This is a genomic window from Acidobacteriota bacterium (assembly GCA_003225175.1).
Lineage (GTDB): Bacteria > Acidobacteriota > Terriglobia > Terriglobales > Acidobacteriaceae > Gp1-AA112.
This window is the reverse complement of record QIBA01000072.1, coordinates 16,005-41,787: the sequence shown is the minus strand read 5'-3', so window position 1 is coordinate 41,787 and position 25,783 is coordinate 16,005. Positions and strand designations below refer to the sequence as shown.

The window sequence follows — 25,783 nt, the reverse complement described above, 5'->3', positions numbered from 1 at the left end:
ACAACATCCACCTCTGAAAACGCCCGCCGACCTCAAAATTGACTCCACTCTCCTGCCGTAGAGCGAGCCCGGCGAGCACAATCGTGCACATCGCGCCGGGAACTGCCATATCGAACAGCAGTTGCATCAGATCCGTGAGTAACCGCGGTATGCTCATGGCGTCATTCGGTCCTTGCGCTTCACTACTGCACTCCCGTCTGGCCCTGCTGAATCCAGAATTCGAGCAGTCGCGTAAGACCTGAAACCATCAACAGGCCAGCGGCCGCAATTGCCCAGCGTGCTACGCCGCGACCGCTGGTGTAATGAATAATCGCCATCACGACACACAGCGCGGCTCCCACGGGAGCGATCACGTTTCCGATCCAATTGACCAGGTTCAGGAATGCGCCTTCCGGCTGAGCTGCGGTCTGGCCTTGAACGGCTCTATTTATCTGCGGAGTGCCTCCCAGGTTTTGGGAATACAGAAGTACTGGGGAGAGCTGAGCCAGGAGGTTGAAAAACAGAAATGCACTCGCCAGGCGAAAGGTAAATCTGTTAGCACCGTGATGAGGCATATTCTCCTCTGCGATGAACGGATTGAATTTCGTTCGTTGTCTTCGCGGAGGACTTTAGGATGGGTTACGAACTCGCGCAAAATTTCAAGCCACTTGTGACAGAGAAATGACGCCAGATGTCATTCCGGTGTAAGCGCACCTTTGGGAAATCAAGTTTCAAGTGAACTTCGCTCTGGCGAGATCCCCCAGGCTTAGACGACTAAATGCAGTTGAACATGCAGATTTTGGACAATAGAAGCGCACTGGCACGTCGTCTGAATTGTTGTCCAAGTCGCGATATATCCATTTTGAATCATGGTGGGAACCGAACCTTCGTCGCAGAGTTTTATGGCGCTGGCACGATGTCTGACATATTGGCCAAGTCACCAGACTTTTCTCGTTCAGACTTGTTTTTCGATTGCTATGCTTTGCTTCCGAAATACTGAGGATCTCCGCAGACCTGTAGGACGCGGTTAAACATAAAAGGAATGATCTTAACTTCCGAGTAGCCGACGATCCACGAAGATGACGTGCTCTGGCGTTGTGAGTGTTAACGCGATTTATCCTGAATTGATCCTCGGCCACTCGCTACTACAGTGCGGTAGGAATGATATGTGCTTGATCTCGGACGGCGTGCCACAACATCGTCTGCTAGAGTCGGGGTAATTCAAGATCTGAACACCATGCGCGCAATTCGCGTCTCCACATCAAAGTAGATAATCAGGACCGCCGCCACATCGAATGCGGCATGCGCGATCATCACAAACACAAGCTGGCCGGTGTACGCGAAGATCGAACCGAAGGTCAAACCGGTGATGATCGCTTGCACCACTCCATCGCGCCCCTGTCCCTGGTAGTGAGCCATCCCGAACAGCACCGCCGTCAGCAGCACAACTGTTATCTTCGTCACTGCACTCGATCCGAACATATGCTCCACGCGTTCGAATAGGTAGCCACGCCAGAAGGTTTCTTCGCCCCATCCTGCGCTCACCACAACCAACAGCAGAAATCCGGGAAGCGCCGCAGAATTGTGCGTCAGGAAGTGATACGCGCGATTAACAGGATCGGCACCCAGCAGCGGCATGACTACTGCCTTCAACAAAAGCTTCAAGGCGACGCCGAATGCGACACCACCGCAGATCGTCGCGGCATAGTTTCTAGGTCGAACATAGCCGATCTCGCGCCACGGCGTCTTCGAGAGCACGACCCACAACACGACCAGCGTCGCGGCAACCAGCCCGTTCACCAGGGCTCCGGCCAGAATGATCGCAACGCCCAGCAGGCCCATTGGCCCAAAACTGCGCAGCCGCTCTGCGAGGTTCTGCTGTTCCCCAACGTTCCCCGTCTGAGGAGTTACTGAACCTGTAGCCATGTTCACCTTACGATAACAAGCGTTATCTTCCCCATCGGCGACGATACATGCTCGATGAGCAACATTTCGGTTTGGTAGCTATTAGTTTGCGGGCCCAGCGAACAGCAGCAGATTCCCATCCGGATCCTTGACGACGAAATTCTTAGCGCCCCAAGGCTGCTTTTTCAGCATCTGGTGAAACGCGACGCCAGCGGACACCGACAGAGAGTTGGCTTGAGAACTGCGGCTTCATCTTTGTCCAAATCTATTTAGCTTCCTGGGAAGCTCACTCCGCGCGAAGCAATATCACAGGATCAATCGACAGCGCGCGTCGCGCCGGTATCCATGTTGCCGATAAGCCCAGCAGCACCATGATTGCAACAACGCCTATCAATACCAGGGGATCGTTGGGAGTTGCTTCATACACGATCAAAGCAAGCACGCGGCTCGCCAGGATTCCCAAGAGCAGTCCCGCAGCCGAACCAAAAGCCAACAACCTAAAAGCGCGTCCCAAGGCTGCCTTTAACACTTCCTTGCGCTGTGCGCCAAGGGCCACGCGAATCCCCAACTCTCGCAGCCGCTTGCTGACCGAATATGCTGCCATTCCGAAGATTCCTGTGATCGCCAACATTGCGCCCATCACGCCCATCACGCCCAAGACCAGAGCCGCCATTTGCGCAGGAAACATAACTGCCGCCATCTCGTCGTAACGGCGTTCGATTTGAACCGGCAGTCCTGCATCCGATTTGCGCAGTACGCTCCTTATATCTGAACCCAGTTGCTGGGGATCGCGGCTGGAGCGCACGACCACCCACGCCGAGCCGGAGGGCCATTGCAGGATTGGGAGGAACAGCGCCGCGTGCGGGTCTTCGGTGAGAGTGGAATACTTTCCGTCTTCGACGAGGCCGGCCACCTCTACGCGAGTTCCATTCGGCATCTTGAAGTAACTGCCGATTGCCTTTTCTGTTGGGCCGAAAAGTTTGCGCGCAAACTCCCGATTCACCACCGCAACCCGCGGCGCATTCTTATCGTCATGCAAGGTGAATTCCCGGCCGGCGAGCAAGGTAGTGCCCTCGGCACGAAGATAGCCAGACGAGACGTGGTACACGTACGTATTCGCTGCGGCATTCGCTGCTCGCAGATCCGTCGCAGTATCGGTAAAGACATCCGAACTGTTCTGGTCATTCAGAAGCAGCGCGTCGGTAAGTCCGACAGACTCTACGCCCGGAATCGCCGTGATGGAGTCGATCATGCGCTTCTGCATCGGCGGGACTCGATCGCCGGTGTAACCCGCCATGTGCAGATCAGCACTTATCAGCACAGCGTTCTTTGGCTCAAAACCGAAATGGGCGTGCAATGTACGGGAGAGCCCGCGCACTGCAACCATCGACGAGGTGACCAGCACTGCGCACAACGCAATTTGCACTGCGAGCAAGATGTCTCGCCCAGTAATATGCCGCCCGACCCTCGCAGACGACCCCGACTTGACGATCTCATATGGACTTGTACGGAGTACGTGGGCTACAGGGACTGCGGCAAACAGGAATCCGCTGATCACGCTCAGAAGGAACGCAATTCCATACACAGTCGTGTCAGGGTTTACTGGCGCATGCATAGGGAAATTCCCAAATGGCTGCCATTCACTCAATCGGCGCAGTAACGCTGCACTGGCTATCACACCCACCGCGCCTCCGGCGAGGGAGATGAGCACTGCTTCGGAAAATAGGCCGCGCAGAATCCGGTTGCGGCTGGATCCGAGCGCGAGTCGCAGAGCAATTTCACGGGAGCGGTCGGCGGCCCGCGCGGCAAAGAGGCTGCCGAGGTTGGCGCATGCTGCCAGCAAAACCAGCCCAGTCAGCAGCATCAATCCCGCAAAGAATGCCTGAAATGGCCCGGTAAAGTGATCACCCAAGAGATTGGGACGCGCCAACGAGAAGCTCATGCGGCCATCGACTTTGGGATAAGCCTTTTCAAGATAAGAGCCAACTGAGTTCAAGTCGGCGATTGCCTCTGCCGGCGTCACTCCCCTCTTCACGTGCCCCATCACCATGAGGAGCGAGCGATTCCCGCGATCATTCAACTGATCGTTGCCGTCCACCTGCTCGCAATTCACAATCGGCACAAAGAAATTGGGAGAGAAAAAGACCAAAGTCCCGCGAAATTGAGGAGGGGCTACGCCGATGATCGTGAAAGGATGTTTGTTGATCTGAACCACTCGGCCCAATACGCCGCGATCATCTTGGAAATGGGTGTGCCAATACGCATAGCTGAGCACGATGTACGGAGTGCTGTTGAGACCGTGCTCATCAGAGGCGTGAAAAAAACGGCCGAGATAAGGATGAATCCGCAATGCGTCAAAGTAGTTCCCGCTCGCCTCCACACCCCAGGTCGTGGATGGCCCTTCGCCGGTATCGAGCGCGACTTGAGAGATGCCGTAAGCAACCAGACCATCAAAGCTGCGGTTGCGGTCGCGCAAATCCTGATAATCAGGATAGGAGTGGCTTGTGTCCTTGCTGGTTGTGCGCTGGACTCCGTAGAGGGTTTGCGCATCGGGCACATTCAGTGGCCGCAGAATCAGCCCATTCATAACGCTGAATACCACGGCGTTCGCGCCGATAGCCATCGCCAGCGTGCAAACGGCGGTAATGGTGAAGCCCGGGGACTTGCGCAACTGCCGCAACACGTAGCGAAAATCTTGAGCCAACCCACTCATAGCCTGGAGTCCCTACCATTCAAGACAACAACAACGAAGCGCAATTCAACTACCATCTACGGAGGTTTGTAAAGCATAGATGGTTAAGCTGATGCACGCTGAATCGAAACGTGTGACCCGCACCAGTTTGTCCGCCGGTAGAAGACTGTGTTCGAACGTGGACAGCTTCTCGGACGACGGGTCGCGACGGGTGGGAGTGCGCATCGACCGAATCCGCGTCTGCCCAACGAAGCGGTGGTTGGCAGTTGGAGTGAATTCTCAGTTTCTAATTCCTGGGCGAATAACGGGCAATCCGGAACTAATGCCTCTGATTGGTGCCGGTAAACGCGCTGGTGCTCATTGAACGGGGCCGACTCCGGGATCGTCAGGCATTCGGAGTGATCCCCTGCCGCGCATAACTTCCGGATTGCCGACAATCCAGGAGTAATCGCGTGGCGGCCCGAATCGAAACACCGAGTACGGCCACTTACGTCTCTACTTTTTTAACTTACTCGATTGCGCGAACATCTCGCTGCAGAGCTCCAAAGACTGAGACCACTGAAACCGCCACTCCGGCGATCATGAACATGCCCTGTACGCTCCAGGAGACCGCCGCGCCGGCTCCGGCCATCGACAGTGGCATGAGTCCGAAGGCCGCGAGCATCATCAGGCTGGCTACGCGTCCTAAAACGGCACGATCGACACGCTGCTGGAACCAGGCCTGAATCTGCACGTTGGTGAAGCCACTCAGGCATCCCATGATTGCAAGCAGTGCCGCAACGGGTATCAATCCCGGAATGAAACCAACGATGCTTGTAAGCAGTCCCAGAATGCTGGTGGCTCCGACCAGCGCCAGACCACGTCGCTTCATGCGAATCACTCCCGCCAGCAACATTCCCATGAGGGTTCCTGCCGCAACGCTCGAAATCCATACACCGAACGAAACCGGGGAAGAGAACCGCCTTTTCGCCATATAGGCCAAGCCGATACTCAGCGGTCCAGCCAGGAAAAGATTCAGAACCGCGGCGACAAGCAGAAGCGCACGCAATGGCCGGTCGTTGACGACATAGCTAAGGCCTTCTTTGATCGAGTTGAGGACGCTGGGCTTCGGCGCTCCCGGTTTGGCGGCGATGAAGTCGGGCAACTTCCACAGCGCTCCAATCAGAAATAGAAAGCTGAAGGAATCAAGCAAGAACGCCCAGGCAGCTCCCAGCGATTTCATGATCAGGCCGGCAGGACTCGGAGCGGCCACGCCGGCCAGCAGGGCTGTGCTTTGCCATACTGAATTTGCCGCCGGCAACTGCTGCGGTTCAACCAGTGAACGCATCATCGCCGGAGCGGACGGCATCGCGAAGGCATCGGCAATTCCGAAACCGGTGGCGAGCAAGTACATGTGCCAGATGGCGAGATGCCCGGCCCACAGCAGGCATCCAATGGCTCCCACCAGGATTGCGCGACACGTGGCTGTGATCATCATCAGCTTGCGCGGAGAGATGCGATCGGCCACTGCTCCCCCCATCAGCATCAGCACGGCGCGAGGAATTCCCGCGCACATGCTCACCATGCCCATGGCGACCGCTGAACCGGTCAACTCCAAAACCAGCCAGGGCAGGGCGACTATATAAAACTGATCGCCGAGCAGGGAGAGTGTGGCCCCCGTCCACCACAAAACAAAGTTGCGGTTCTTCAGCGGGTGGGGAAGCTTCTGCGGTGCAGGTGACGCTATCTGCGCTGGCGCCGTCGCCATAATCGGGCTCCTTCAAGATGTAAATATCGATTTACATCACTGTAAATGTGAATTTACATTTACTATTGCCAATGTCAACACTTTTGTGATCAAGGCCGCCCAGACGGGCGGGACGAATGGGAAAGCTGATATAAGGAATTCCATGCCTAAAACCAAGAAAACGTTGGAGCCCCAGCAGGAGCGCAGCCGCGAATCGGAGCGTAAACTGCTGAAAGCCGCTGCCGAGGTTTTAGGGCAACATGGCGTCGCTGGCGCGACGATTCCCCGAATCGCCCGCCATGCCGGATTAACTCCGGGCGCGGTCTATCGGCGCTTTCGCGACAAAGATGAACTGCTAGAGACAGCAATCCTGGGAATTCTGGAGCGACAGGACGAGCGCACGAAGGTTGGATTGGCTCCTAAAGCGGCCGCGCAGATTCCCCTTCCGGTCTTTGCCGATCAAATCATCGGATCGATGGTGATCAGCTATCGCGCAAACGCCGCTCTGTTAAACGCGATGCGGCAATTCGTCCAGGGACGCGCCAACACAGAATTTTGGAAGAGAGCCTCAGTCTTGGAGATGCGCACCTTTCGTCGTCTTCTGGAGCTGTTTCTCTCACATCGCGACGAAATCCATCATCCGCAGCCTAAGATGGCACTCTCGCTGGGGCTGATGATGGTGATCAGCACTCTTTTTGAATTGGTCGTGTTGCCGCAGGATCCGTCGTTGTACAAGGGACTCTGGCCACAAGATGATCGCGTCATGAAAAAGGAACTGGTGCGCGCATTCTTAAATTATTTGGGCGCCATTCCCAGAACAGATTAGTTTTGTGCGGCTCTTGATTTGAATGGAGAGAAAGCTACACTCATCGGCAAACCGTTTCCTGAAACGATATTATTGAAACGCCTTCCAACGCTGACGGTTCCCCGATGACCTCGCCAATTAGCGGCTCCTCTCGCGGATTGCGCCCGAATCACGGGCTACTCGGAAACTGGCGAATCGAAAGTTATTTCGTGACTGGCACGATGTCCAGATTCTTTCCCAGAACTCTGGCAGGATTTGACTAGTCGGGAGGGTGACCATCGCTCTTCTGGTTCATTTCGTGTTGGAGCTGTAGCAGTTGACGCAACTGGTCGATGTTCGCTTCTTGTCGGACTTGCTCAGCGTGTTGCGCTCGTGGGTTGCCAATCGGCTTTGCATCCTTCTGCAGAATGACATAGAACTCAGTGTCAGAAGGCAGCGACACTACGATCCGATCGTTGATTGCCAGCTCAGACAAGCTTTGATCGGATGCTTCGCCGATATTGTTGCTGATGCGTTCTCGGAGAAGATCACTCTCACTCAACGGTTGGTTCAGGCTTCCGCGTCCCACCAGAGTCGCTGTGATTTCGCCTATTCCGGCGAACGAGCGCAGCAAGACGTTTTTTCCTGTATGCCTCCCCTCGACTTTTCCGCGCAGTGGTTGAAGCCGGAGGTCGCTTGCTGTTGCGGCAAGGGCTACCGGGGATTGATTCGGCATGAGCAGGGAGTCGAATCGTAGCCCAATGTAGCCGGAGCGATCAGCTGATTCAATATGGCCAAACGCCCTGGAACCTGCTGGAACAAGGATCTCTCCGTTTTGTTCATAGTTGTATTCGATTACTGCAATGGCAGGCGCTTGAATCGCCGTACTTACCGCTGATTCCAATCTGGCACGAAGTCTCGTTCCTGGCGGAAGTCCGATTCCAACACTGATGTCAGATGCAGTCGATGGCAGCTGCGCGCTCGTTGTTCGTGCTTCATTTTTCGCCACGAATACGAGCGAGGGTTCATCCATGGCTTCATGTTGCTTCAGTCCCGGTTGGGTTCCAGTGGATGTGCCGGTATCAATACTGGTGGGCATTTCCGCTCCTTCTCGATATGGCGCAGGATGCCACGATCCGCGATCGGCGAAAGGTGGTATGTCGGCAAGAGTAGAGGCAGAGGTCTGTTCCGGGTTTCTTGATGTCATGCGCCCGAGTTGCTCAGGCTCGACACGGCTGCTGTCCATTGCCTGCTCCTCGGAATGACCCGGCTCGAGGATCGGAGTGATGCTCACCGAGGTGCCAACTTCGTTTTCAACATGGGAACGCTTTTGTGGGTTTAGGTTTGGCGCAGGATTCTTCTGTACGGACAACGGGGGCTTGGAAATCCCGTTAAATGCGAGAAGCAATAAAACGAAAACGATGCCAACTCCTATAAACAGAATCCGACGATTGTCTTTGCGCGGAGGTCGACCCGACTTGTCGGGTATGTACGGCATCTTTTCATGAATTTTTTGCTCTTGAATGCTGCTGTTGTCTTCAGATGTCCGCTCAAGAGTGTCGGATGCAGTAGGGCCGTTCTCCTCTATGGCAGTCATCGCACTTCTCCTTGAGGGACCGGAGTAAAAGGGAGAGATAACAGAATTGGACGATCCACTTGGTCGGCTTCGGCCAGCCGAACCTGTAATGTTTCACCCGACTCCTTGAACGCCGGCCTCTCAAACACGACTACTCCGTCCGCTCTTTCTCCTGCCGTCAAGCGTCGCGCCGTGATGCGGTATTCGGAAATGGGAATGGGTTCGGCTATGATCCGCTTTCCGTTTCCCCGCGCTCTGCTGCTCAGCTCAAGCTGAGGCGGCAGGAGTTCAATGGTTCTCCGCGAATTGTTCAGAATAGAGAAGGCAACAATCGTCTGCCTGCCTCGTCCGACTGAGCTTCCAATCGCAGCACGGAAATCACTCCCGATCCATGCTGGTGACAACTCTTTCTGATCTTCCAGTGCACTCGTCAATACGTCCCGCTGGCGCCTCGGCAATGGCGATTCGAGCACGGAAGGTAGAGAGAGCGATCGGGTTTCCGGGATTAGAAAGGTGTCGTTATCGGCGCTTATGGCAAGAGCGTGTGGTCGGCGATACTCAACCAGGAAGTCAACCAGTACGTTGCGACCCGCTCTCCCTTCACTGACCAAATACAGGCTTATCTCGTGACCTGATTTGGTCGTGATCAAGGCATTTGTTTCCGACTGCAGCGTAGTCGTGGGCTTTAGGAATACGAGCCAGGGTTCAGCCTCTGAGTGTTCCGCTTTGAAAGTTGCGGGGCTGCCAACCACCACCGAGCTGATCTCTTCGGGCAGTCTTATCGAGGTTGTGTAGCCGGCTGCGAGATGCAGCAATGCAACTGTGTTGGGCTGAATCGGCAGGATGCTGACCTTGGGCACAACATTTCCAGTTCCGACCTGGGCTATAGCGATGCTGGTCGCGAGAAAGACGAAACCCCACTGCACTTTCATCGTGTCCTCCTGAGAATTCGCTCCGGAGAGCTGTTGCGTTCGAAGCGATTGCGAAGCTGGCTGACGTAACTGATGACGTCGGGGTTGGAATATCTGAGTCCTCGGCGGTCGATCACCCTCTCACCGGCGTAATAAGCGGCTGCAACCAATCTCAGATCTCCCCGGAACCTGTTCATCAGCCATGCCACATAACGCACGCCTCCAGACACATTCTGCGAGACATCGCAGCGATTCTGAACATTGAGTCTTCTGGCTGTATCTGGCATCAGCTGCATTAACCCCACGGCGCCTTTGCTTGAAACTGTGCATTGTTTCCATGCCGACTCTTGCTCTACCACGGCACGCACGAACTCCCGCGGCACGTGATAATGTTCCGCGTATGCGGCGACGTAGTATTCGGCTTCCGCTCTCTGGCTGCTCGCGACAGCTAAGCAGGAAGTCAGGGAGACCAAGGTGAGAAGCAATGTTGGACGAATCACGCCTTTCGAGCCTCCTCACTGTAGACGCGTGCATCACCGACCAGGCTCGACCAGCCGTCGCGCAGGAGAAGCTTTCGTCGATCGGCCTCGGTTTTGGCCAAAAGAGGCAAAAGAACGTCGCGCATTTCCGGAGTAATCCGTTCTTCCTCCAGAATTTCAAGCGCTTGAGCCAGGTCAAGCATTTCCGAAATCGAAGGTGGCTTTTCCAAACTCCAGCCGCGCAGCGCTTTTGCCAGGCCAGCCATCTCGAAGTGGAACTCGGCGCTTCGCCTGGGCGTTCTCAGTTCAATGATTCTGGCTTCTCGTTCCGGGCTCGGATGCTCGATGCGCAAATAAAAGGCTCTCCTGCGGAGAGGGTCACCGAGCCTTCGTTCCTCGTTCGAGGTGAGCACCACGAAAGGAATAGACCGGGCTCTGATGAGGCCCAATTTTGGAATACTTAGCTGCCACATACTTAATAGCTCCAGCAGCATTGCCTCGAACGCCTCGTTAACTTTGTCTATCTCGTCTATGAGAAGGACGCATGGGTCTGGCCGCTGCAACGCTCGCAGCAGGGGGCCAGCGCTAAAAAAGTTCTGACCATGCAATTGCTGTTTTAAGGCTTCCCATGCAACATCTTCTGTTTTCGAATGCAATTCAACGGCAAGACGCTGGAGAGGCTCGTCGAACTTTCCAATGGCTTTCTCCTCATCGATTCCTTCAAAGCACTGCAGGCGCTCGACCTCCGCGCCGGTGACTTTCGCGACGGCATAGGCAAGCTCGGTCTTGCCACTTCCGGGTGGTCCCTCAAGCAGAATCGGTTTATTCAGTTTTGCTGCGAGGTAAACGGTTGTCGTGGTGATTTCATCGGTGATGTAGCCGACGCGAAGAAGCCCGGTGTGAACGTGACCAAGAGACGAAAACAAGTTTGCTCCTTAACTCCTGCCCGCTTTGACTGTGTCCAAAAGCGGGGAACAAGCTATGCACACTCCGAATCTCCGTCAAATTTCTTCGCCGGTACTGCTTTTTTTGACCGAGATTGCCGGCTCGGTTACAAACCTGATCGTGTTGAAGTGGAGCCGGCAATGAAGGCTTTTATGGAAGTTGTTGAAGTTCGCGCGAAATCGAGATCCGATGCGCCGCTCTCTTTTGAAGGGCCGGCGCCAGCGCCTGGCGCAAGACCTGTTCTTACCCAGCGAACGGAGCCATTCGTAGACGCCGACGAAGCAGCCCGCTTCCTGAAGCTGCACCCCAAAACCCTGCTTCGCCTGGCGCGACACGGATCAATCCCTGCTCACCCTCTCACCGGCCGTCGTCGCCATGTCTGGCGCTTCCTTCTGACCGAGCTGGACGCTTGGGCGCGGGGTCAGTTAGAGTCAGGCAGCGACCGGTGCCAGAATTCAAGGAGCTGAAGAATGCTGGCACGTTACAAGAATGGCTGTTTACAGAAGATCAAAAGAAAGGACGGAACTGAACGATGGCAGTTTCGCTGGAATGCGCTGTGTCCCGACGGCGTCATTCGCGAACGCAAGAAGACTCTCGGACTGGTTAGCGACTATCCACAACGCAGCAGGAAGCTGCAGGATCTCCTGGCTGGACTGCGGCAGAACATAAATACCGATGGCCCCACAGAACTGACCGTGGTCACCCTGGCAACTGCAGTTGAGCATTACAAACTGCACGAACTCTCGGATTCCGCCGACAGCGGCAGAGCGTATTCGACTCGCCGAAAGAAGATACAGGTCTTTGATCGGTGGGTTCTTCCTCGCTGGGGAAAGCTCGAACTGCGGGACATCAAAACCGTGGCAGTGGAGCAATGGCTCAAATCCCTGATGACCTCGAAATCGGGAAGGCCAAAGCCGCTGGCGGGCGGAACCAAGAGGAAGATTCGCGATGCTATGAGCAGCATCTTCAATCACGCGATCCGCTGGGAGTTCACGGACCGGAACCCAATTCGGGGACCGGTAAAAGGTTCGGGCGTGCGCGTTTCCGGCAAGCGCGAGCAGATTCCTGACATCCTGGAGGTCGAGGAGATGCAGCTGCTTCTCGGGGCTCTGGAGGTGCGGGAACGAACCCTGGTCTTTCTCGTCACCCGATCTGTGGTTGATCAGCAGGTTGGAGATACGAAGACCGAGGTTTCGAGAAAACCCGTTCCGATCGATGAATCTCTCGCGCGTGACCTTTGCGCCTGGCGGGAACAAACGCCCTACAGAGAACCAGCTGACTGGGTGTTTGCAACCGACAGCCGTCGCGCCGGTGCCAAACGGGGAAAGCAACCTTTTTGGTTAAGCACGATCATGCGCTATCACATCCAGCCGAAAGCTCGCGAGCTGGGCATCACGAAGAAAGTCTCATGGCACACCTTCCGGCATACGTATTCGACCTTGTTAAAGGCGAACGGCGAAGACGTGAAGGTGGTACAGGAACTATTGCGTCATGCCTCGGCGAAGATAACGCTCGATATTTACTCACAGGCGCTCACTCCGGCCAAGCGGGCAGCGCACAGCAAGGTAGTGAAGATGATTTTCCACAAGGTTGTACCGCGAGGTTGTACCGCGGATTCCGACTCGGTCCGGGCAAATGCTTGAAAAGATTTGGCGTCCCCGACGGGATTTGAACCCGTGTTACCGCCGTGAAAGGGCGATGTCCTAGGCCGGGCTAGACGACGGGGACCCTGACAAAAGGAAGCTGTCGGGTGAGTACCAAACGAACAGCTTGAGATTTGCGGCTCTTCCAGTATCGCATATCAGACGAGATTCGGCAGCCGCTGACACTCAAGAAAGCCGCCGGAAAGGGAAACACGAAGGCACAGACGAGGAATGGAAAAAAAATGTAACCTTATGTGTTGCTTTCGTGACCTTCATGTTCCCCTTCCCGGGGCGCTTCCGTAAAGCACTGAATGAATCTTCAACGACTACAATAAAACCGTCCTTATGGCCGATCGCCTCTATCTCAGTCTCTGGTTTCCCAGTTTCGAAGAAGCGGAGATGATACCGCGAACTCTGGCTGTGTTGAAGCACTTCCCATTTTCCAACTCGCAGCCAGGGATTCGATACCTTGGCATCTATGCCATCTCATGGAACGAACCGTTAGTCTTCGAGCAGACCTTTGATTCGCGCGAGACTCCGGAGCAGGCCGTCGAACTTGCGCGCGAACACGTTCACCGCGACCACGCTTACGAGTTTGAAGCGATGTGGGACTTGTGGAGTCCCGAGATTGGCGGTGGACTCGACACGACTTGGCGCCTGCAGCCACAGCCAGTCAAGTTTCTGGTGCACGGAACTGAGTTTGAAGACGGCCTTTTTCAGGAGGACGGGCAGGTTAAGATCGATTTCGGGCTCGACACGCCTTTTCTCCACGAAGAACTCGAGCTCGATCAACTCAGCGAGGAGCGAGTGAAAGCCAACGTTCAGAAGCTCGTGGCTCTCACCTCTGCAGTCGAGAAAAATGTCGGAATCAGAGGCCGCATCCTGTGGTCAGATTCCGAAGAGAACCTGGTGCAGAAGCTGATCGCGCGATTGCAGAAGGTGCAGTGAAAGCAATTCGCAATTAGCGATTAGAAATTAGCTAACATCGAACCACAGCACATGCATCAGCAAGGGATGGTCGACACAGGCTTGGGCGGCGCGACAAGTGGGAGAGCTCGCCAGGTTTATGGGTCATTATCGCGGCAGTAGTGGGCTTGAATGTTTGGTATGACTGCTATCACTCTCTGGGAGTCATCTTTGACGTACTTGTGACCGTGGTTCTGCTTTTTTCTTTTTTCAAGCGGACTTAGTAGATCGGTAGTCGCTAGCGCTCCGTCACAATCTCGGAAAAGTCTGCAATTGTCGAGAAGCTGCGCTGCATGGTCGCGAGAAGCGCTAAACGATTGCTGCGAAGCTTCTCGTCATCCACCATCACCATTACTTTGTCGAAGAAGACATCTATAACCGGACGTAATTGAGCGATATGGGTCAAGGCCTGCTGATGCTGTTTTTGCTTGTGCAGTGATTCCACTTTGGCACGAGTCTCGACTACCCGCGCGCCCAGCACCTGCTCGGCTGATTCGCTCAGCTGCGAGTTGCTGAATTCTTCCGGCCACTTCTTTCCACCTTCGCGTGCCTGGCGAAGAATGTTCTTGATTCGCTTGAATGCTGTCGAGATTGCAACGAAGTCTTCTGTCGGGCGCACTGCTGTGACTGCCTCGGCTCGCGCACTGGCATCAACGACGTCCTCGGATCCCGCTGCAAGCACTGCGTTTACTACGTCGTAAGCGATGCCGCGAACGTCGCGCAGATAAAACTCCAGGCGCTCACGGAAGAACGCCGCCAGAGCCTCAGGAGCTTTCTCAATTTCGCGCAGCTTGCTCTTTAAGTCCTCGCAAGCCCGGTACTGCGTCAGCGCGCGCTCGACGATCTCGCCGATGCGCAGCGGGAGGTTGTGCTCGGCGAGAATGCGTATCATGCCGTTCGCCTGGCGACGCAGAGCAAACGGATCTTTTGATCCGCTCGGCTGAAGACCAAGCGCAAACATTCCCGCGATGCTGTCTGCCTTGTCGGAGAGCGCGACAAGTGCCCCCTCGGTCGAACTCGGAACAGTATCGTCGGTTGATTCGGGCCGATAGTGGTCGTAGATGGCATCCGCAACCGTTTCAGGATGGCCCTGCGCCCTGGCGTAGAGTCCGCCAATGATACCCTGCAGTTCGGTGAACTCTTTTACCAGCTCGGTCGTGAGATCGGCTTTTGCCAATAGAGCAGCCTGATCGACGACGCGAGAAGATACGCGCACTCCTGCCTGTTCCAGCTCTCGAGCAAGCGCGGTGCTGATCGCACGGACTCGTTCCGTTTTGGTCCAGTAAGTTCCCAGATCCTTCTGGAACATAACGTTCCGCAGCATCTCCACGCGATCGGTGAGAGGAATCTTCTGATCTGTTTGCCAAAAGAACTGCGCGTCGTTGAAGCGGGCGCGGAGTACACGTTCGTTGCCGTGGCGAATCACTCCGTCACGGTCACCATCAGTATTGAGCACGGCAAGAAAGTGTGCCGCCAGTTTGCCGCTCGCATCCTCTACGGCAAAATACTTCTGGTGATCGCGCATGACAGTCACGAGCACTTCTTCGGGTAGCGATAGGAAAGCGCGATCGAAGCTTCCGAGAATCACTCCGGGAAATTCCGTGAGGTTCACGACTGTGTTAAGCAGTTCTGCGTCTTCACGCCAACGGGCGCCGCTTACCTTGCGCATTTCCAAATCCAGAGCTTTGCGAATTTCTTCCAGCCGCTCAGCGCGATCGGCTATCACTTTGCTCGCCCGGAGTTCCTCAACGTACTCGTTGGCACCGGAGATCGTGACCGGAGCTGACGTCAGGATGCGATGGCCGCGCGAGCGATTGCCGGCTCTCACTCCTGCATACTCGAGCGAAAGTGATTCATCGTCGAGCAGCGCAACCATCCAGCGCACAGGACGCACGAAGCGTTCCGATTTGCCTGTGCGCCAATACATGTTCTTCGCCCAGTAGAGAGCATTTAATTCCTTCGGCAGAGCTTCCGCCAGAATCTCTCCCGCTGCGCGTCCTTTGCGCACCACTGTGGCGGCCAGGTACTCGCCCCTGGAATTTGTAATCTTCTCCAGTTTCCCGACATCCACTCCTGCTTTCCGCGCGAAAGCTTCCGCCGCCGCAGTCGGATTCCCATCTTTGAATGCGACTTTGATCGCCGGTCCGATCAACTGCTCTTCTACGTGTGGTTGTTGAGCTGAAACGTGTCGAGCCAGGACAGCCAGACGTCGAGGAGTAGAGTACGAGGCGACCGGAGCTTCGGCGCGCTGTACCGTCAAGCGCTCGCGTTGCAGCAGATCGGTAATTCGTTTAGCGAATTCGTCGCGAGCCCCTTCGATCATGCGCGCAGGAATCTCTTCGCAGCCGATTTCGATTAGAAGATCAGGCATGCACTTCCACCGTCTCCAGTTTTGGTTCTGCAGCCTCGCGCACTGAACTTTGCTGTTGATCGAGGTATGCCTTCGCCACTCCCACAGCCAGAGTTCGAATTCGCGCAATCACTCCGACACGTTCCGTAACCGAGATTGCGCCACGCGCGTCGAGGATGTTGAACAGGTGCGAGCATTTCAGGCAAAGATCGAATGCACCAAGCACAGGATAGCGGCGCAGCTCATCGGCGGCTGCTCCCTCCGGAGCCTTCTTTTTCAAGACAGAATAGCCGTCGATCAGCGCTTTGCATTCAGTTTCGTAAAGTTGCAAGTGCTGCCATGCTTTCTGAACATCGGCGGCCTCGAAGTTATAAACGGAGAGCTGGAGCTCTTCTGCAAGTCTCACATCACCATAAGTCACCAGCTTGCCGTCAGCGCCACGAGTCCAGGCGACGTCATAAATACTGTCAACGTCCTGAAGAAAGGCTGCAAGCCGTTCGATTCCGTAAGTCAATTCGGCTGAGATGGGATCGAGATCGATTCCTCCGCATTGCTGGAAATATGTGAACTGCGTGATCTCCAATCCATCGAGCATGACCTGCCAGCCGATTCCCCACGCGCCCAGTGTTGGCGACTCCCAGTTGTCTTCTTCGAACTTGATGTCATGCCGGCGCAGATCAATGCCGATCGCCTGCAGCGAGCGCAGATAGAGTTCCTGAACGTCATTCGGTGGCGGCTTCAAAATCACCTGAAGTTGCGTGTGCTTGTACAGGCGATTGGGATTCTCGCCGTAGCGACCATCTGCCGGTCGTCGGGAAGGCTGCAGATATGCCGTCCGGTACGGCTTTGGCCCAAGCACGCGGAGAAATGTTTCGGGGGACATGGTACCGGCGCCGACCTCGATGTCGTACGGCTGCTGGAGCACGCACCCATAATCGCCCCAGAAGGTCTGAAGCTTGAGGATGAGTTCCTGGAAGGTTGGTGGTTGCACTTTTGGTGTCGTTGCCAATTTTGTTCAGGACAGAATCGAAAATCCGGCCGGGGGCGGCTGGATCCACGTTTTGCTCTCAGCTCCTAGTCCAGTCTTGCCAGCGCGATGCTGGTTACCAGCTTACCTTCGATGTGACGCTCAATGCACTGCGCAAGAAATTTTCTCAAGTCTGCCCCGCGCTGTCGCTTCCACGGCTCAGCAGCGAAGGCGTCCACCGGGGAACGAAACATCTCCGCTGCTAGCTGACGCGAAGGCAGCGACATCTCCGAGCTGGCGAGCCGTTTATGTTGCGGGCACATCAGGCCGTCAGCGAGCGCATGAAAGAAGACGCGGCCTGAGCCGTTCAACTCCTCTCCACACACGATGCAGGCACCCAACTCGGGAAGCAGCCCCATCAGCCGCGTCATCCAGAGATCAAAATACGTAAGGGGCATCCAAATGCTGCCGGCTTCGAGATGCGGTAACACTGAAAGCGTAAGTCGAAATACCGCGTCGTTCGCATCGTGATCAGGTAGAAGTCCGTCCAGCACTTCCGCCACGTACGATAACGCCACGGTGCGTTCGTAGTCGACATCATGCATCAATGGCGATTCGATTACATCGCAGGAGTCAAGACGGACCAATTCCTGTCCCGACTTCTGGTCGTAATAAGCTCGAACTCGGGTCAGCGGCTCGAGCGCACCGCCGAAGCGTCGCTTTGATCTCTTCGCGGAGCGCGCGACTCCGCGGATCTTGCCTTCTTCGCGCGTGAATAACGTCACGAGCAGGTCAGCTTCCCGCAGCGGATATGTCCGCAGCACAATGGCGTCTGACTGCTTGAGCACCGGTTTCGCTGACCCTCGACTATCGATTCTATGGCACTTTGATTACGAATGTTTAGGAAGGGCACAGGAGAGCCAACGGTTTCGTTACTTCATGAGCGGCTTCAGCCTCGGCTGAAGCCGCTCATGAAGAAGGATTGTTTCTAGCTCACCGGCACGGATGGAATCCGTGCCCTTCCCTAAAAGCAGAATCCGCCAAAAGCAAAGCCCGGCCAAAATTGGCCGGGCGAAACCAAGAGCTTGGAAAGAGCTAGCGTCCGAAATACTGTGAGTTCTTGCCTTCGTATTCCTTCCACTTGTCTGGCAGATCGTCAGCCGCGAAGATCGCCGACACCGGGCAAACCGGAACACAGGCGCCGCAGTCAATACACTCCACAGGATCAATGAAAAGCTGCTGCGCTTCGCCGTGAGGAGCTTCGTCCTTCTTAGGGTGGATGCAGTCTACCGGGCAGGCATCCACGCATGCGGTGTCCTTAGTGCCAATGCAGGGTTCTGCAATTACATATGCCATTGAAATCTCTCCAAATAAATGCGCTGAGAATGCTGCTTGCAGGCGCGATGAATTCTTAGGAAAAGAAGAATTCTATCAGCGTCGCTTCATTTTCACCACGGGACGATCCTTGCCATGAAGGCAAAAACTTAACATGGAGGACAAGAAGCAACGGAGGAAAGAAAAGGCCGGCGCTTCGCGAGCTCGTGGGTGAGATCAACCAAGGTCATAGATTTACAACAAACCACCTCCGCGACCTCCGTGTTCAGCTTTGTCCTTTGTGGCCGTGAGCGACGATTATGCGAGTGCTGGTTCACGTTCTTCTGCCGGCTGGTACTCTGTGATGTACCCCGCGACTGCGCTCGCTGCTACCGTGTATGGGCTGGCGAGATACATTTGTCCTGGTCCGCTGCGGCCGGGAAAGTTGCGGTTTTGTGCGCTGATGACGATCTGATCGGGACGTGTCGAGACGCCGGGACCTGCGTTGATGCAGGCTCCGCAACTTGGCTCGATTACCTTCGCTCCCACTTTCTGGAAGACCTCGAGATAGCCTTTACGCAAGCAGTACTCGCGCGTCTCCTGCGATCCAAACTGGATGTAGAACTGTACCGATGACGAGACACGCTTGCCCTGGCGCAGCGCGTCGCTGAGCACTTCGGCGTACATGTCCATATCCTCGTTCTTGCCCGCGGTGCAAGTCCCGCCGTAAGCGATCTCCACCGGAACTGGCGTATTCAGGTCCCGCACATATTTGCCATTTCCCGGGTCGCCCGGTGTTGCGACCATCGGATAGATTTCGGAAGCGTCCATTTCGATCATGTGCGCGTATTCTGCGCCGGGATCGCTGCGGAGTCCGTCGATCAACTTCTCGGAGTGGGCACCTTTCATTCCGCGGCGCTCGACTAGAAAGTCAGCAACTTTCTTATCTGGCGCCACAATACCGGTGAATCCTCCAATCTCGGCGGCCATGTTGCACATCGTGGCACGCTCGTCGACACCGAGTTCCTCGATCGCCTCTCCTGAATACTCCATCACCTTTGCCAGCGCCTTGCCGCCGCGGATGTAGTCCATTGCCAACAGCTTGAGGATGTAATCCTTGGCTGTGGCATTGGCACGCCGTTTTCCGCGGACGATCACCTTTACCGATTCGGGAACTTTGACGCGAACGTCTTTCGTAATCCAGGAATTGAAGACGTCGGTAGTGCCGATGCCGAAGGCGACGCAACCAACCGCGCCAACGTGCGGGGTGTGTGAATCAGAACCAACATTCAACTGACCCGGAAGCGCATAACTCTCGGCCACGATCGAGTGACAGATGCCCTCTGATCCTTTGCGATCCTTCAGCTCGCCATGGAGCTTGATTCCCTGTGATTGCGCGAAGCTCTCCTGCTTGATCTTGAGCTGGGTAGCCAGGTCGAGCAGGCCCATCTTTTTCTTTTCTTCCGATAGAACTTCATCGAGGAACGTGAGGTGGTCGCGGAAGAAGATGATGCTGGCGCGATCGTTTACAGGCGTGTCTTTGCCGACGAAGTGCTCATAGAAGATGGCCGCCATTGGTGTCACGTACTCGTGACTGAAGCGGAGATCGGTGCGTGCGAATCCCGCGTCACCGGGCTTGACCGCAGGCACTCCCACCTTGCCATCCGGAGAAATCATATGCCGCGCGAAGATTTTCTCAGTGACCGTCATGGGCCGCGGCTTGGTGTCGATTCCCGGAATGGTCACCTTGCCTTGCATGCGCGCTACATTGAAGGGAAAGAGCCCGCCGTACTCGATCACTTGGCGCGTAATCTCGTCTTCGCCATGCGTGAAAACTTCTAGCGGAATTTCTTCTCCGCGCCGAATGCAATCAATAAGGCTGAAGTCAGTTGAGGTGAGCACGCCAAGGTTCTGGCAATTTTGCTTGTAAATCCGCTCAATATTCTCGGCGATCACCAGCTTGATGCCGGCGGAAAGCTCCGCGTATGGCGACTGCTCGCGACTCGATCCTTTTCCACGCCGCTTGCCGCTCACCGCCGCGACAAATCCACCCTTCTTCACGTCCGTGCGCTTGATCGGCAGCTCATTGCCGCACTTCAGGCCGGTGTATGGAAATTCACCGAGGGTCTCATCAAAGAAGAAGCAAATGTGAGCCGGCGTGATTTCGTCAGTAGAAATATCATCCCGCAACTTGGGGTTATTCACAGGGTTCTGGGTGTCCCATGGCAAATCTTCACCGGCCAATTGCCGCCGGATCAGCTCTGGATCTTCCGTAAGAAAAAGGATGCGGCCGGCGAACTTCACCGACGCCGGACGCTTGCGGACTTCGCGCTTGAGCAGAAAGTTGGACACACGTAAATTCTAGCTCAGAACCCTTCTCATCACGGAGGCACGGAGAAAGACAAAACTTGCCACGAAGGACGCTGAGTTCACTGAGGTGATTTTGCTTGATGTCTCCGACAGCGCGAGCTGACGGAGGCAAACTTCCCAAGATTCGCCTTTCCTCTGTGTCCTGTCTGTCCTCCGTGTTTCTCTCGGTCTTGCTTTTCTGCGCGTCTGCGTGATGAATTGGCGTTTCTAAGCACAGAGATAGGAACCGCTGCCCGTGCGTGTAGCTAACGACTCCTGTGCAAGCGCACGATTGATGGGGACTCAGGAAACTGGGCGGGACGATCCTTTCTTCAGCTCGTGGGCCAGCAGAATGGCTTCACTAACTTCCTTCATCGATTTGCGGCGCTGCCGTGCCTGCTTCTGGATCGTGCTGTACGCTTCCTCCTCCGTGATGGAGAGTTCGCGTTGGATCAGGCCTTTGGCACGCTCCACGATCTTGCGCGTGGCGAGCTTGTCGGAAAGTTGCGTGACTTCGTTTTCCAGGCGCGCCATCTCGATGGCTGCACCCACCAGATGACCGATCGTCGAAACCGACTTCACCTCACGCGACGTAAAGACGCGAGCTTCCCGATTCTGGACGTTGATTACGCTCACGACGCGGCCACGCGACACAATGGGTACCGAGAGCATGGCTTCGTATGCGTCTTCAGGAAGTTCGCTGAAGATTTTGAACCGCGGATCCCGTGAAGCTTTTTCAGGAAGGACCACAGGCTCGCGATGCTCGGCGACCCATCCGGTAATTCCCTGTCCGATTTGCATCTTGAGCCGGTCAAGAGCTTCCGGATGAGGATTTTTCGAAGCGCGAAGCACGAGCTCGTCGCCTTCAAGAACAAATATGAAGCAGGAATCGCAACTTACCAGGTCGGCGACGAATTCGACGATCTCGTCGAGCACCTCGTGCAAAGGATCTGCCGCCGCGATGCGAGTGCCGAGATCATGCAAAAAATCTAATGCGGGATTAAGGTTTAACTGATCCATAGTGCATTTTATCGGTGCAAACAGCATCGGATTATGAATTTTCTCTATCAGGGTTATCAAAACCTTCTGTAATCCTGCGTGGAACGCAGCCAGGCTGCGTCTCCACGCAGTAGTGTTCTCTTAATTGGCTCCCGAAAGTGAACCGGCTTGCGAAGCTGCGGCGAGACTCGTCTGGTGCGTCTTCTGCGACGGACTGAAGTACACGGCCAGCGTCGACTCCAAGCAGAGAGAACGTACACTCCAGTCTGCGCCAGTCTGCTCCAGTTCAAGAGAACTGCTCTTGCACTGCGCCGACTCCACGTACTGCGCGACGGCCATGATCGAAGCAGCGTTGCGATCTTCGGACGTCACCAGCACATAAGATACCGGCCCGGCGTGTACCGAAACGGAATAGCTTCCTGCCGGCAGAATAGCGGTGCCCCACCGTGTAGCGTGCTTCACTGTAAATCTGCCGCGTGGCTCTTGCGCCGACGCCACGAGAGAAGTGGTTACCAGCAGCAAAAAGAAATAAGCGATGCGTCTTGCGAGTTTCATATCCAATCTCCAATCGAAGTTAAGTGACCGTCCGCATGAGCCGAGGCTTGGCTCAATGCAGCGACGGACACGCATTCGTCCGGGTTCTGGCGCACTATAAATCGCTACTCGGCGAGGAGAAACAGCAACTGCTGCCAGAAGCGGCGCTATAGAACGTCCCACTTAGGAACAACAGCAGGACGTCAGGATCTAGAGATCAGCTGGGATGGGAGCAAGTGAACTTCAGGGTCACTCACTGCTCAGAGACTACGGAAATCAATTGTGAAACGCAAATCGGAAGATTTAATAGACACGATAAGTGCAGCCGCATTGTTATTGCTTCTTAACAACACATTCTCAATTGGGAATCGCTGCTTTGTGTGGCTATTCGTTTAACTACGACTCTTCGCAAACTCTACCAGGTCTGGCAAAGGTTCGAGTCCGCGTCCCTGCATTACGTTCCGCATCTCGTTCTGCAGTTCCTGATGAACAATCCCGTTGCTGGCCAGCACATCGCGGCTTGCGGCGACATCGAATGCGCTGCCATCGACATGCGAGAGCTTTCCTCCCGCCTCCTGCACAAGCAACACGCCGGCTGAGGTATCCCACGGATTCAGATTGAACTCCCAGTAGCCGTCATAGCGTCCCGCAGCGACACACGACAAATCGAGCGCAGCCGATCCCGCGCGGCGAATGCCGTGAGTCTTCATGGTGAGCTGGTGATAGAAGTAGATATTCGGATTTAGATGCCGCTTCTTGCTGGGAAACCCCGTGCCAAGCAGACTCTCGCCGAGACTGGAGGCGCGCGATACGCGAATCTTTTTGCCGTTAAGAGTCGCGCCACTACCCCGCTCGGCAGCAAACAATTCGTTGCGGGTGGGATCGAAGACGACGCCCGCGATCATTTCATTATCACGTGCCAGTCCGAGCGACACGCAGAACACCGGGAAGCCATGAGCGAAGTTCGTGGTGCCATCAAGCGGATCGACGTACCAAATGAACTCGCCTGAGCTTTGCGCTCGAGATCCTTCCTCGCCGACGATTCCGTGATTGGGAAACGCAGCCCGCAATGCCTCGACGATGAGCTTCTCCGAAGCACGGTCTGCCTCCGTGACTACGTCCACCGTCCCGCTCCCCTTGTACTCGGTTTTGACGCCGCGCGCGTAGTACTCCATGAGCAAAGCGCCAGCCCGGCGCGCAATGTCAGAGGCCGTGGAAATGTAATCGGGATGCGAAGCGCTCACAGACGCCCTCGGCGTCCGCCGTCCTCCGCGATATAGACGATTTCGTGCTTGTAGATGAAGAGATTCGGAGAGTGCTCGCGAGTCAGCCGGATCATGTTGGCATCGTAGTATTCGATCCAGCCACGCACCGCTCCTCCGCCGACCAACTTCACCGTTACCGGAGTCTGCTTCTCCCCGAGCGCTTTCAGATAGGAGGCCTCAATGCCAGTTTCTTCCGGAGGTGTGTTCTTTGACTTTTTTTGCAGGGCGGGAGCGGCAGCGCTACGAAAACTCATGTCGGCATTTTACGCGATTTTTACGATCATTCCGAACCACCGCCGCGCGAAATGACGATTGACGCATTACTCCAGTTTCGAAGTGTAATACCCACGCCTGGCGCGCACGACGAGCTTGTCGCCGCTGTCGCTGCCCTGAACTTCCGGCAAATCGTGGGGATGGGCGATGACATCTATCTGCCGAAAGTCGGACGAAGCACGTCGAGCCGCAGGATAGTAGGCCAGCAGATACTGCGTCCTAAGCTCATCGCTAATCTGCTCAAAAGCCCTATCGAGCTGCGCCACATTCGACGCATAGTAGTACTTTCCACCTGTGTCATTCGAGATTTGAATGAGCGCGTGCTCGCCCCCGGTATTGCGTCCGGCACTTGCCTCGACGGGCACATCGATCAAGCTATAGACCAGGGCTTCGGATTGCTGCGCTGCTCGCAGAGCTTCCTTGTAATCGATGCTGCTCGCCGTGTCGCCACCATCCGTGATCAGCACCAGCACCTTGCGTCCTTGCCGATTGATCAGCGCCTTGGCTCCAAGGTAGATCGCGTCGTACAGCGAGGTAGCGCCGCCAACCTGCACTTCGTTGATCGCGCTGTCGAGCTGCCGCAGCTTCGACGTGAACGGCGTCATCTCGCTCACGTTTGTTGCGAAGGTATAGAAAGCCACCGCATCCTGCGGGCGAATCATGGAGTGAATAAATCGGCGCGCGGCCTCCAGCTCGAGACGAATGTCTTTGCGCGTGCTGGAGCTGGTATCCACCGCCAGCACAATCGAGAGTGGAAGCTGCGATTCCTTGCTGAAGACCGAAATCTTCTGCGGAATGCCATCTTCGGTGAGACTAAAGTCATTCTTTACGAGATTGCCGATCGGTGCACCCTGCGGATCGGTCACCGTGACAAACACATTCACCAGCTTCACATCGACTTTAAAGGTAGTTTCGGTGTTCTCCTGGGCGCTCACCGAGGCGAGCAGAACCAGTGGGATGACTATGGTGCGCAGGAGTCTCACTTTGCCTCGCCAATGTTGGGTTCAGCGCTCGTGCGAAGCTCTTCGGGAAAAGGCTCGCCATCGGCCCACACAACGCCATCGGTGAAGTGTTCTTTCTTCCAAATTGGGACGGTTCGCTTGAGAGTATCGATAGCAAAGCGGCAAGCATCGAAAGCTGCGCCACGGTGCGCGGAGGCGACAACGATCAGCACGCTGGTCTCGCCAATCTCGAGCCGTCCAAGCCGGTGGATGATCGCGACCTCTCTCACCTTGTAGTTCGCAAGCACCTTCTCCGCCAGCGAGTTCATTTGATTCAGCGCCATCGGCTCGTAGGCTTCATAATCCAGAAACAATGTCCGGCGATTCCGTGTGTGGTTACGGACAATGCCTTCAAAGACCACCACCGCGCCGTCCTCGCCCTGCTTTATCCCTTCGACGATCCGTTGGGCCTGAATTCGCTCACGAACGATCTGACACTGATAACTCTCTTTGCGCACAACAGTTTCGGCTCCGCCACTGACTGGAGGGAGCAGCGCGACTTCATCGCCTTCCCGCAACCGGTCTCCCGGCGCCGCGTATTGCTGGTTCACCGCAAGAGCCAACGAATGGAAGAACTTAGCTTTCTCGGGCGCAAGTTCGCGGTAATGATTGAGCAAGTCGGAAACCGTAGCACCCGAGGACAAATCGAGTGAGTCCTCGCTGCGTTGCAAGATGTCTTTGAGCACACCGAACAGAAGGACTCGAACTCTCATGCTTTGTTAAGCATACGTGAGAGCGGAAGGAAAAGTTGTCAGATGATGCACGCGTCTGGCGCTCCTGAAATGGATGTTTGCGTGGTCCCAGCCGCCCTCGGCGGGCACGCTTGATTGAGATTTCGTGATCGTGTAATTCTCGATTTCACACTTCCCGTGCGAAATACCTGACAAGAACGAAATTTGATGCCTCGTACCGGCCCAGGACGGCCGGAACTACGTAACCGCTCAAGTCGTCAATGGGACTGCTCCCGTCCATGTTTTCCACACGCAAAGCTCACTATCACCAGCTGATTGCCCGCCTTTTCCACAAATTCACAGAGCTAACGGAACCGTAAACGAAAGTAACTGCAGATTTCCTTCCTGGTAATGCCCCAATCGCGGTACATTATCTCCGCCCCCGGAACGCAGT

Annotated in this window: 23 protein-coding genes, 1 tRNA gene and 1 pseudogene; 4 read left to right on the top strand and 21 right to left on the bottom strand. The window is 55.5% G+C overall.

The features are described from left to right. Positions 1 to 182: 182 nt before the first annotated feature. The 5 genes and pseudogenes from DMG62_21250 to DMG62_21230 all read right to left on the bottom strand — a co-directional run bounded on the left by DMG62_21250 (position 183) and on the right by DMG62_21230 (position 6,323). The gene (locus tag DMG62_21250; GenBank protein PYY20948.1) at positions 183 to 554 is read right to left on the bottom strand and encodes a hypothetical protein; all 372 of its coding nucleotides are present in this window, start codon (positions 552 to 554) and stop codon (positions 183 to 185) included. Positions 555 to 1,200: 646 nt separating this feature from the next. Then, positions 1,201 to 1,905 carry a hypothetical protein gene (locus tag DMG62_21245; GenBank protein PYY20947.1) on the bottom strand — a complete coding sequence of 235 codons (705 nt, stop codon included), beginning with the start codon at positions 1,903 to 1,905 and terminating at the stop codon, positions 1,201 to 1,203. Positions 1,906 to 1,986: 81 nt separating this feature from the next. Then, positions 1,987 to 2,100: pseudogene (locus DMG62_21240) on the bottom strand (bleomycin resistance family protein). A gap of 70 nt (positions 2,101 to 2,170) precedes the next feature. Beyond that, complete coding sequence (locus DMG62_21235) at positions 2,171 to 4,597, bottom strand: ABC transporter substrate-binding protein (protein ID PYY20946.1); 2,427 nt, start codon at positions 4,595 to 4,597, stop codon at positions 2,171 to 2,173. Positions 4,598 to 5,084: 487 nt separating this feature from the next. Beyond that, positions 5,085 to 6,323 (bottom strand): hypothetical protein, encoded by a 1,239-nt coding sequence (locus DMG62_21230; GenBank protein PYY20945.1) that lies wholly within the window; start codon positions 6,321 to 6,323, stop codon positions 5,085 to 5,087. Between the two features lie 142 nt (positions 6,324 to 6,465). On the opposite strand from DMG62_21230, the gene DMG62_21225 reads away from it, so the two are divergent. Beyond that, complete coding sequence (locus DMG62_21225) at positions 6,466 to 7,128, top strand: hypothetical protein (GenBank protein PYY20944.1); 663 nt, start codon at positions 6,466 to 6,468, stop codon at positions 7,126 to 7,128. A 238-nt stretch (positions 7,129 to 7,366) separates the two neighbouring features. Here DMG62_21225 and DMG62_21220 read toward each other — a convergent pair whose 3' ends face one another. The 4 genes from DMG62_21220 to DMG62_21205 are packed head-to-tail and all read right to left on the bottom strand — an operon-like array spanning position 7,367 to position 10,978. Beyond that, positions 7,367 to 8,683, bottom strand: coding sequence for a hypothetical protein (locus tag DMG62_21220; protein PYY20943.1), 1,317 nt, complete (start codon positions 8,681 to 8,683; stop codon positions 7,367 to 7,369). Next, entirely contained in the window at positions 8,680 to 9,594 is a 915-nt protein-coding gene (locus DMG62_21215; GenBank protein ID PYY20942.1) for a hypothetical protein, read from the bottom strand. Before DMG62_21215 ends, DMG62_21220 begins: the two co-directional genes overlap by 4 nt. Further along, positions 9,591 to 10,073, bottom strand: coding sequence for a hypothetical protein (locus DMG62_21210; protein PYY20941.1), 483 nt, complete (start codon positions 10,071 to 10,073; stop codon positions 9,591 to 9,593). Before DMG62_21210 ends, DMG62_21215 begins: the two co-directional genes overlap by 4 nt. Next, positions 10,070 to 10,978, bottom strand: coding sequence for an ATPase (locus DMG62_21205; GenBank protein ID PYY20940.1), 909 nt, complete (start codon positions 10,976 to 10,978; stop codon positions 10,070 to 10,072). Before DMG62_21205 ends, DMG62_21210 begins: the two co-directional genes overlap by 4 nt. A gap of 159 nt (positions 10,979 to 11,137) precedes the next feature. On the opposite strand from DMG62_21205, the gene DMG62_21200 reads away from it, so the two are divergent. Then, positions 11,138 to 11,464 (top strand): hypothetical protein, encoded by a 327-nt coding sequence (locus DMG62_21200; protein PYY20939.1) that lies wholly within the window; start codon positions 11,138 to 11,140, stop codon positions 11,462 to 11,464. 3 nt (positions 11,465 to 11,467) lie between these two features. After that, a complete protein-coding gene (locus tag DMG62_21195; GenBank protein PYY20938.1) occupies positions 11,468 to 12,640 on the top strand; it encodes a hypothetical protein in 1,173 nt (390 codons plus the stop codon). Positions 12,641 to 12,647: 7 nt separating this feature from the next. Here DMG62_21195 and DMG62_21190 read toward each other — a convergent pair. After that, positions 12,648 to 12,725: transfer RNA gene (locus tag DMG62_21190), tRNA-Glu, on the bottom strand. Positions 12,726 to 12,985: 260 nt separating this feature from the next. On the opposite strand from DMG62_21190, the gene DMG62_21185 reads away from it, so the two are divergent. After that, positions 12,986 to 13,588, top strand: a complete 603-nt coding sequence (locus DMG62_21185) for a hypothetical protein (protein ID PYY20937.1) — start codon at positions 12,986 to 12,988, stop codon at positions 13,586 to 13,588. A 256-nt stretch (positions 13,589 to 13,844) separates the two neighbouring features. Here the strand turns inward: DMG62_21185 and DMG62_21180 are convergent, their stop codons facing one another. The 11 genes from DMG62_21180 to DMG62_21130 all read right to left on the bottom strand — a co-directional run bounded on the left by DMG62_21180 (position 13,845) and on the right by DMG62_21130 (position 25,371). Then, complete coding sequence (locus DMG62_21180; GenBank protein ID PYY20936.1) at positions 13,845 to 15,977, bottom strand: glycine--tRNA ligase subunit beta; 2,133 nt, start codon at positions 15,975 to 15,977, stop codon at positions 13,845 to 13,847. After that, entirely contained in the window at positions 15,970 to 16,965 is a 996-nt protein-coding gene (locus DMG62_21175; protein PYY20935.1) for a glycine--tRNA ligase subunit alpha, read from the bottom strand. Before DMG62_21175 ends, DMG62_21180 begins: the two co-directional genes overlap by 8 nt. A 65-nt stretch (positions 16,966 to 17,030) precedes the next feature. Continuing rightward, positions 17,031 to 17,771, bottom strand: coding sequence for a DNA repair protein RecO (gene recO, locus DMG62_21170; protein PYY20934.1), 741 nt, complete (start codon positions 17,769 to 17,771; stop codon positions 17,031 to 17,033). A 247-nt stretch (positions 17,772 to 18,018) separates the two neighbouring features. Further along, a complete protein-coding gene (locus DMG62_21165; GenBank protein PYY20933.1) occupies positions 18,019 to 18,279 on the bottom strand; it encodes a ferredoxin in 261 nt (86 codons plus the stop codon). Between the two features lie 276 nt (positions 18,280 to 18,555). Beyond that, the gene (locus tag DMG62_21160) at positions 18,556 to 20,541 is read right to left on the bottom strand and encodes a 3-isopropylmalate dehydratase (protein PYY20952.1); all 1,986 of its coding nucleotides are present in this window, start codon (positions 20,539 to 20,541) and stop codon (positions 18,556 to 18,558) included. Positions 20,542 to 20,889: 348 nt separating this feature from the next. Continuing rightward, on the bottom strand, positions 20,890 to 21,606 hold the full coding sequence (locus tag DMG62_21155; protein ID PYY20932.1) for a sensory transcriptional regulator: 717 nt from the start codon (positions 21,604 to 21,606) through the stop codon (positions 20,890 to 20,892). A 120-nt stretch (positions 21,607 to 21,726) separates the two neighbouring features. After that, the gene (locus DMG62_21150; GenBank protein ID PYY20931.1) at positions 21,727 to 22,140 is read right to left on the bottom strand and encodes a hypothetical protein; all 414 of its coding nucleotides are present in this window, start codon (positions 22,138 to 22,140) and stop codon (positions 21,727 to 21,729) included. Positions 22,141 to 22,511: 371 nt separating this feature from the next. Next, on the bottom strand, positions 22,512 to 23,294 hold the full coding sequence (locus DMG62_21145; protein ID PYY20951.1) for an inositol monophosphatase: 783 nt from the start codon (positions 23,292 to 23,294) through the stop codon (positions 22,512 to 22,514). A gap of 65 nt (positions 23,295 to 23,359) precedes the next feature. Further along, entirely contained in the window at positions 23,360 to 23,638 is a 279-nt protein-coding gene (locus tag DMG62_21140) for a Sm ribonucleo-like protein (protein PYY20930.1), read from the bottom strand. Positions 23,639 to 23,704: 66 nt separating this feature from the next. Continuing rightward, positions 23,705 to 24,640 (bottom strand): VWA domain-containing protein, encoded by a 936-nt coding sequence (locus tag DMG62_21135; GenBank protein PYY20929.1) that lies wholly within the window; start codon positions 24,638 to 24,640, stop codon positions 23,705 to 23,707. After that, positions 24,637 to 25,371: a molybdopterin synthase gene (locus DMG62_21130; GenBank protein PYY20928.1), complete on the bottom strand. Its 735-nt coding sequence runs from the start codon at positions 25,369 to 25,371 to the stop codon at positions 24,637 to 24,639. The genes DMG62_21135 and DMG62_21130 overlap by 4 nt, the downstream gene beginning before the upstream one ends. Between the last annotated feature and the right edge of the window lie 412 nt (positions 25,372 to 25,783).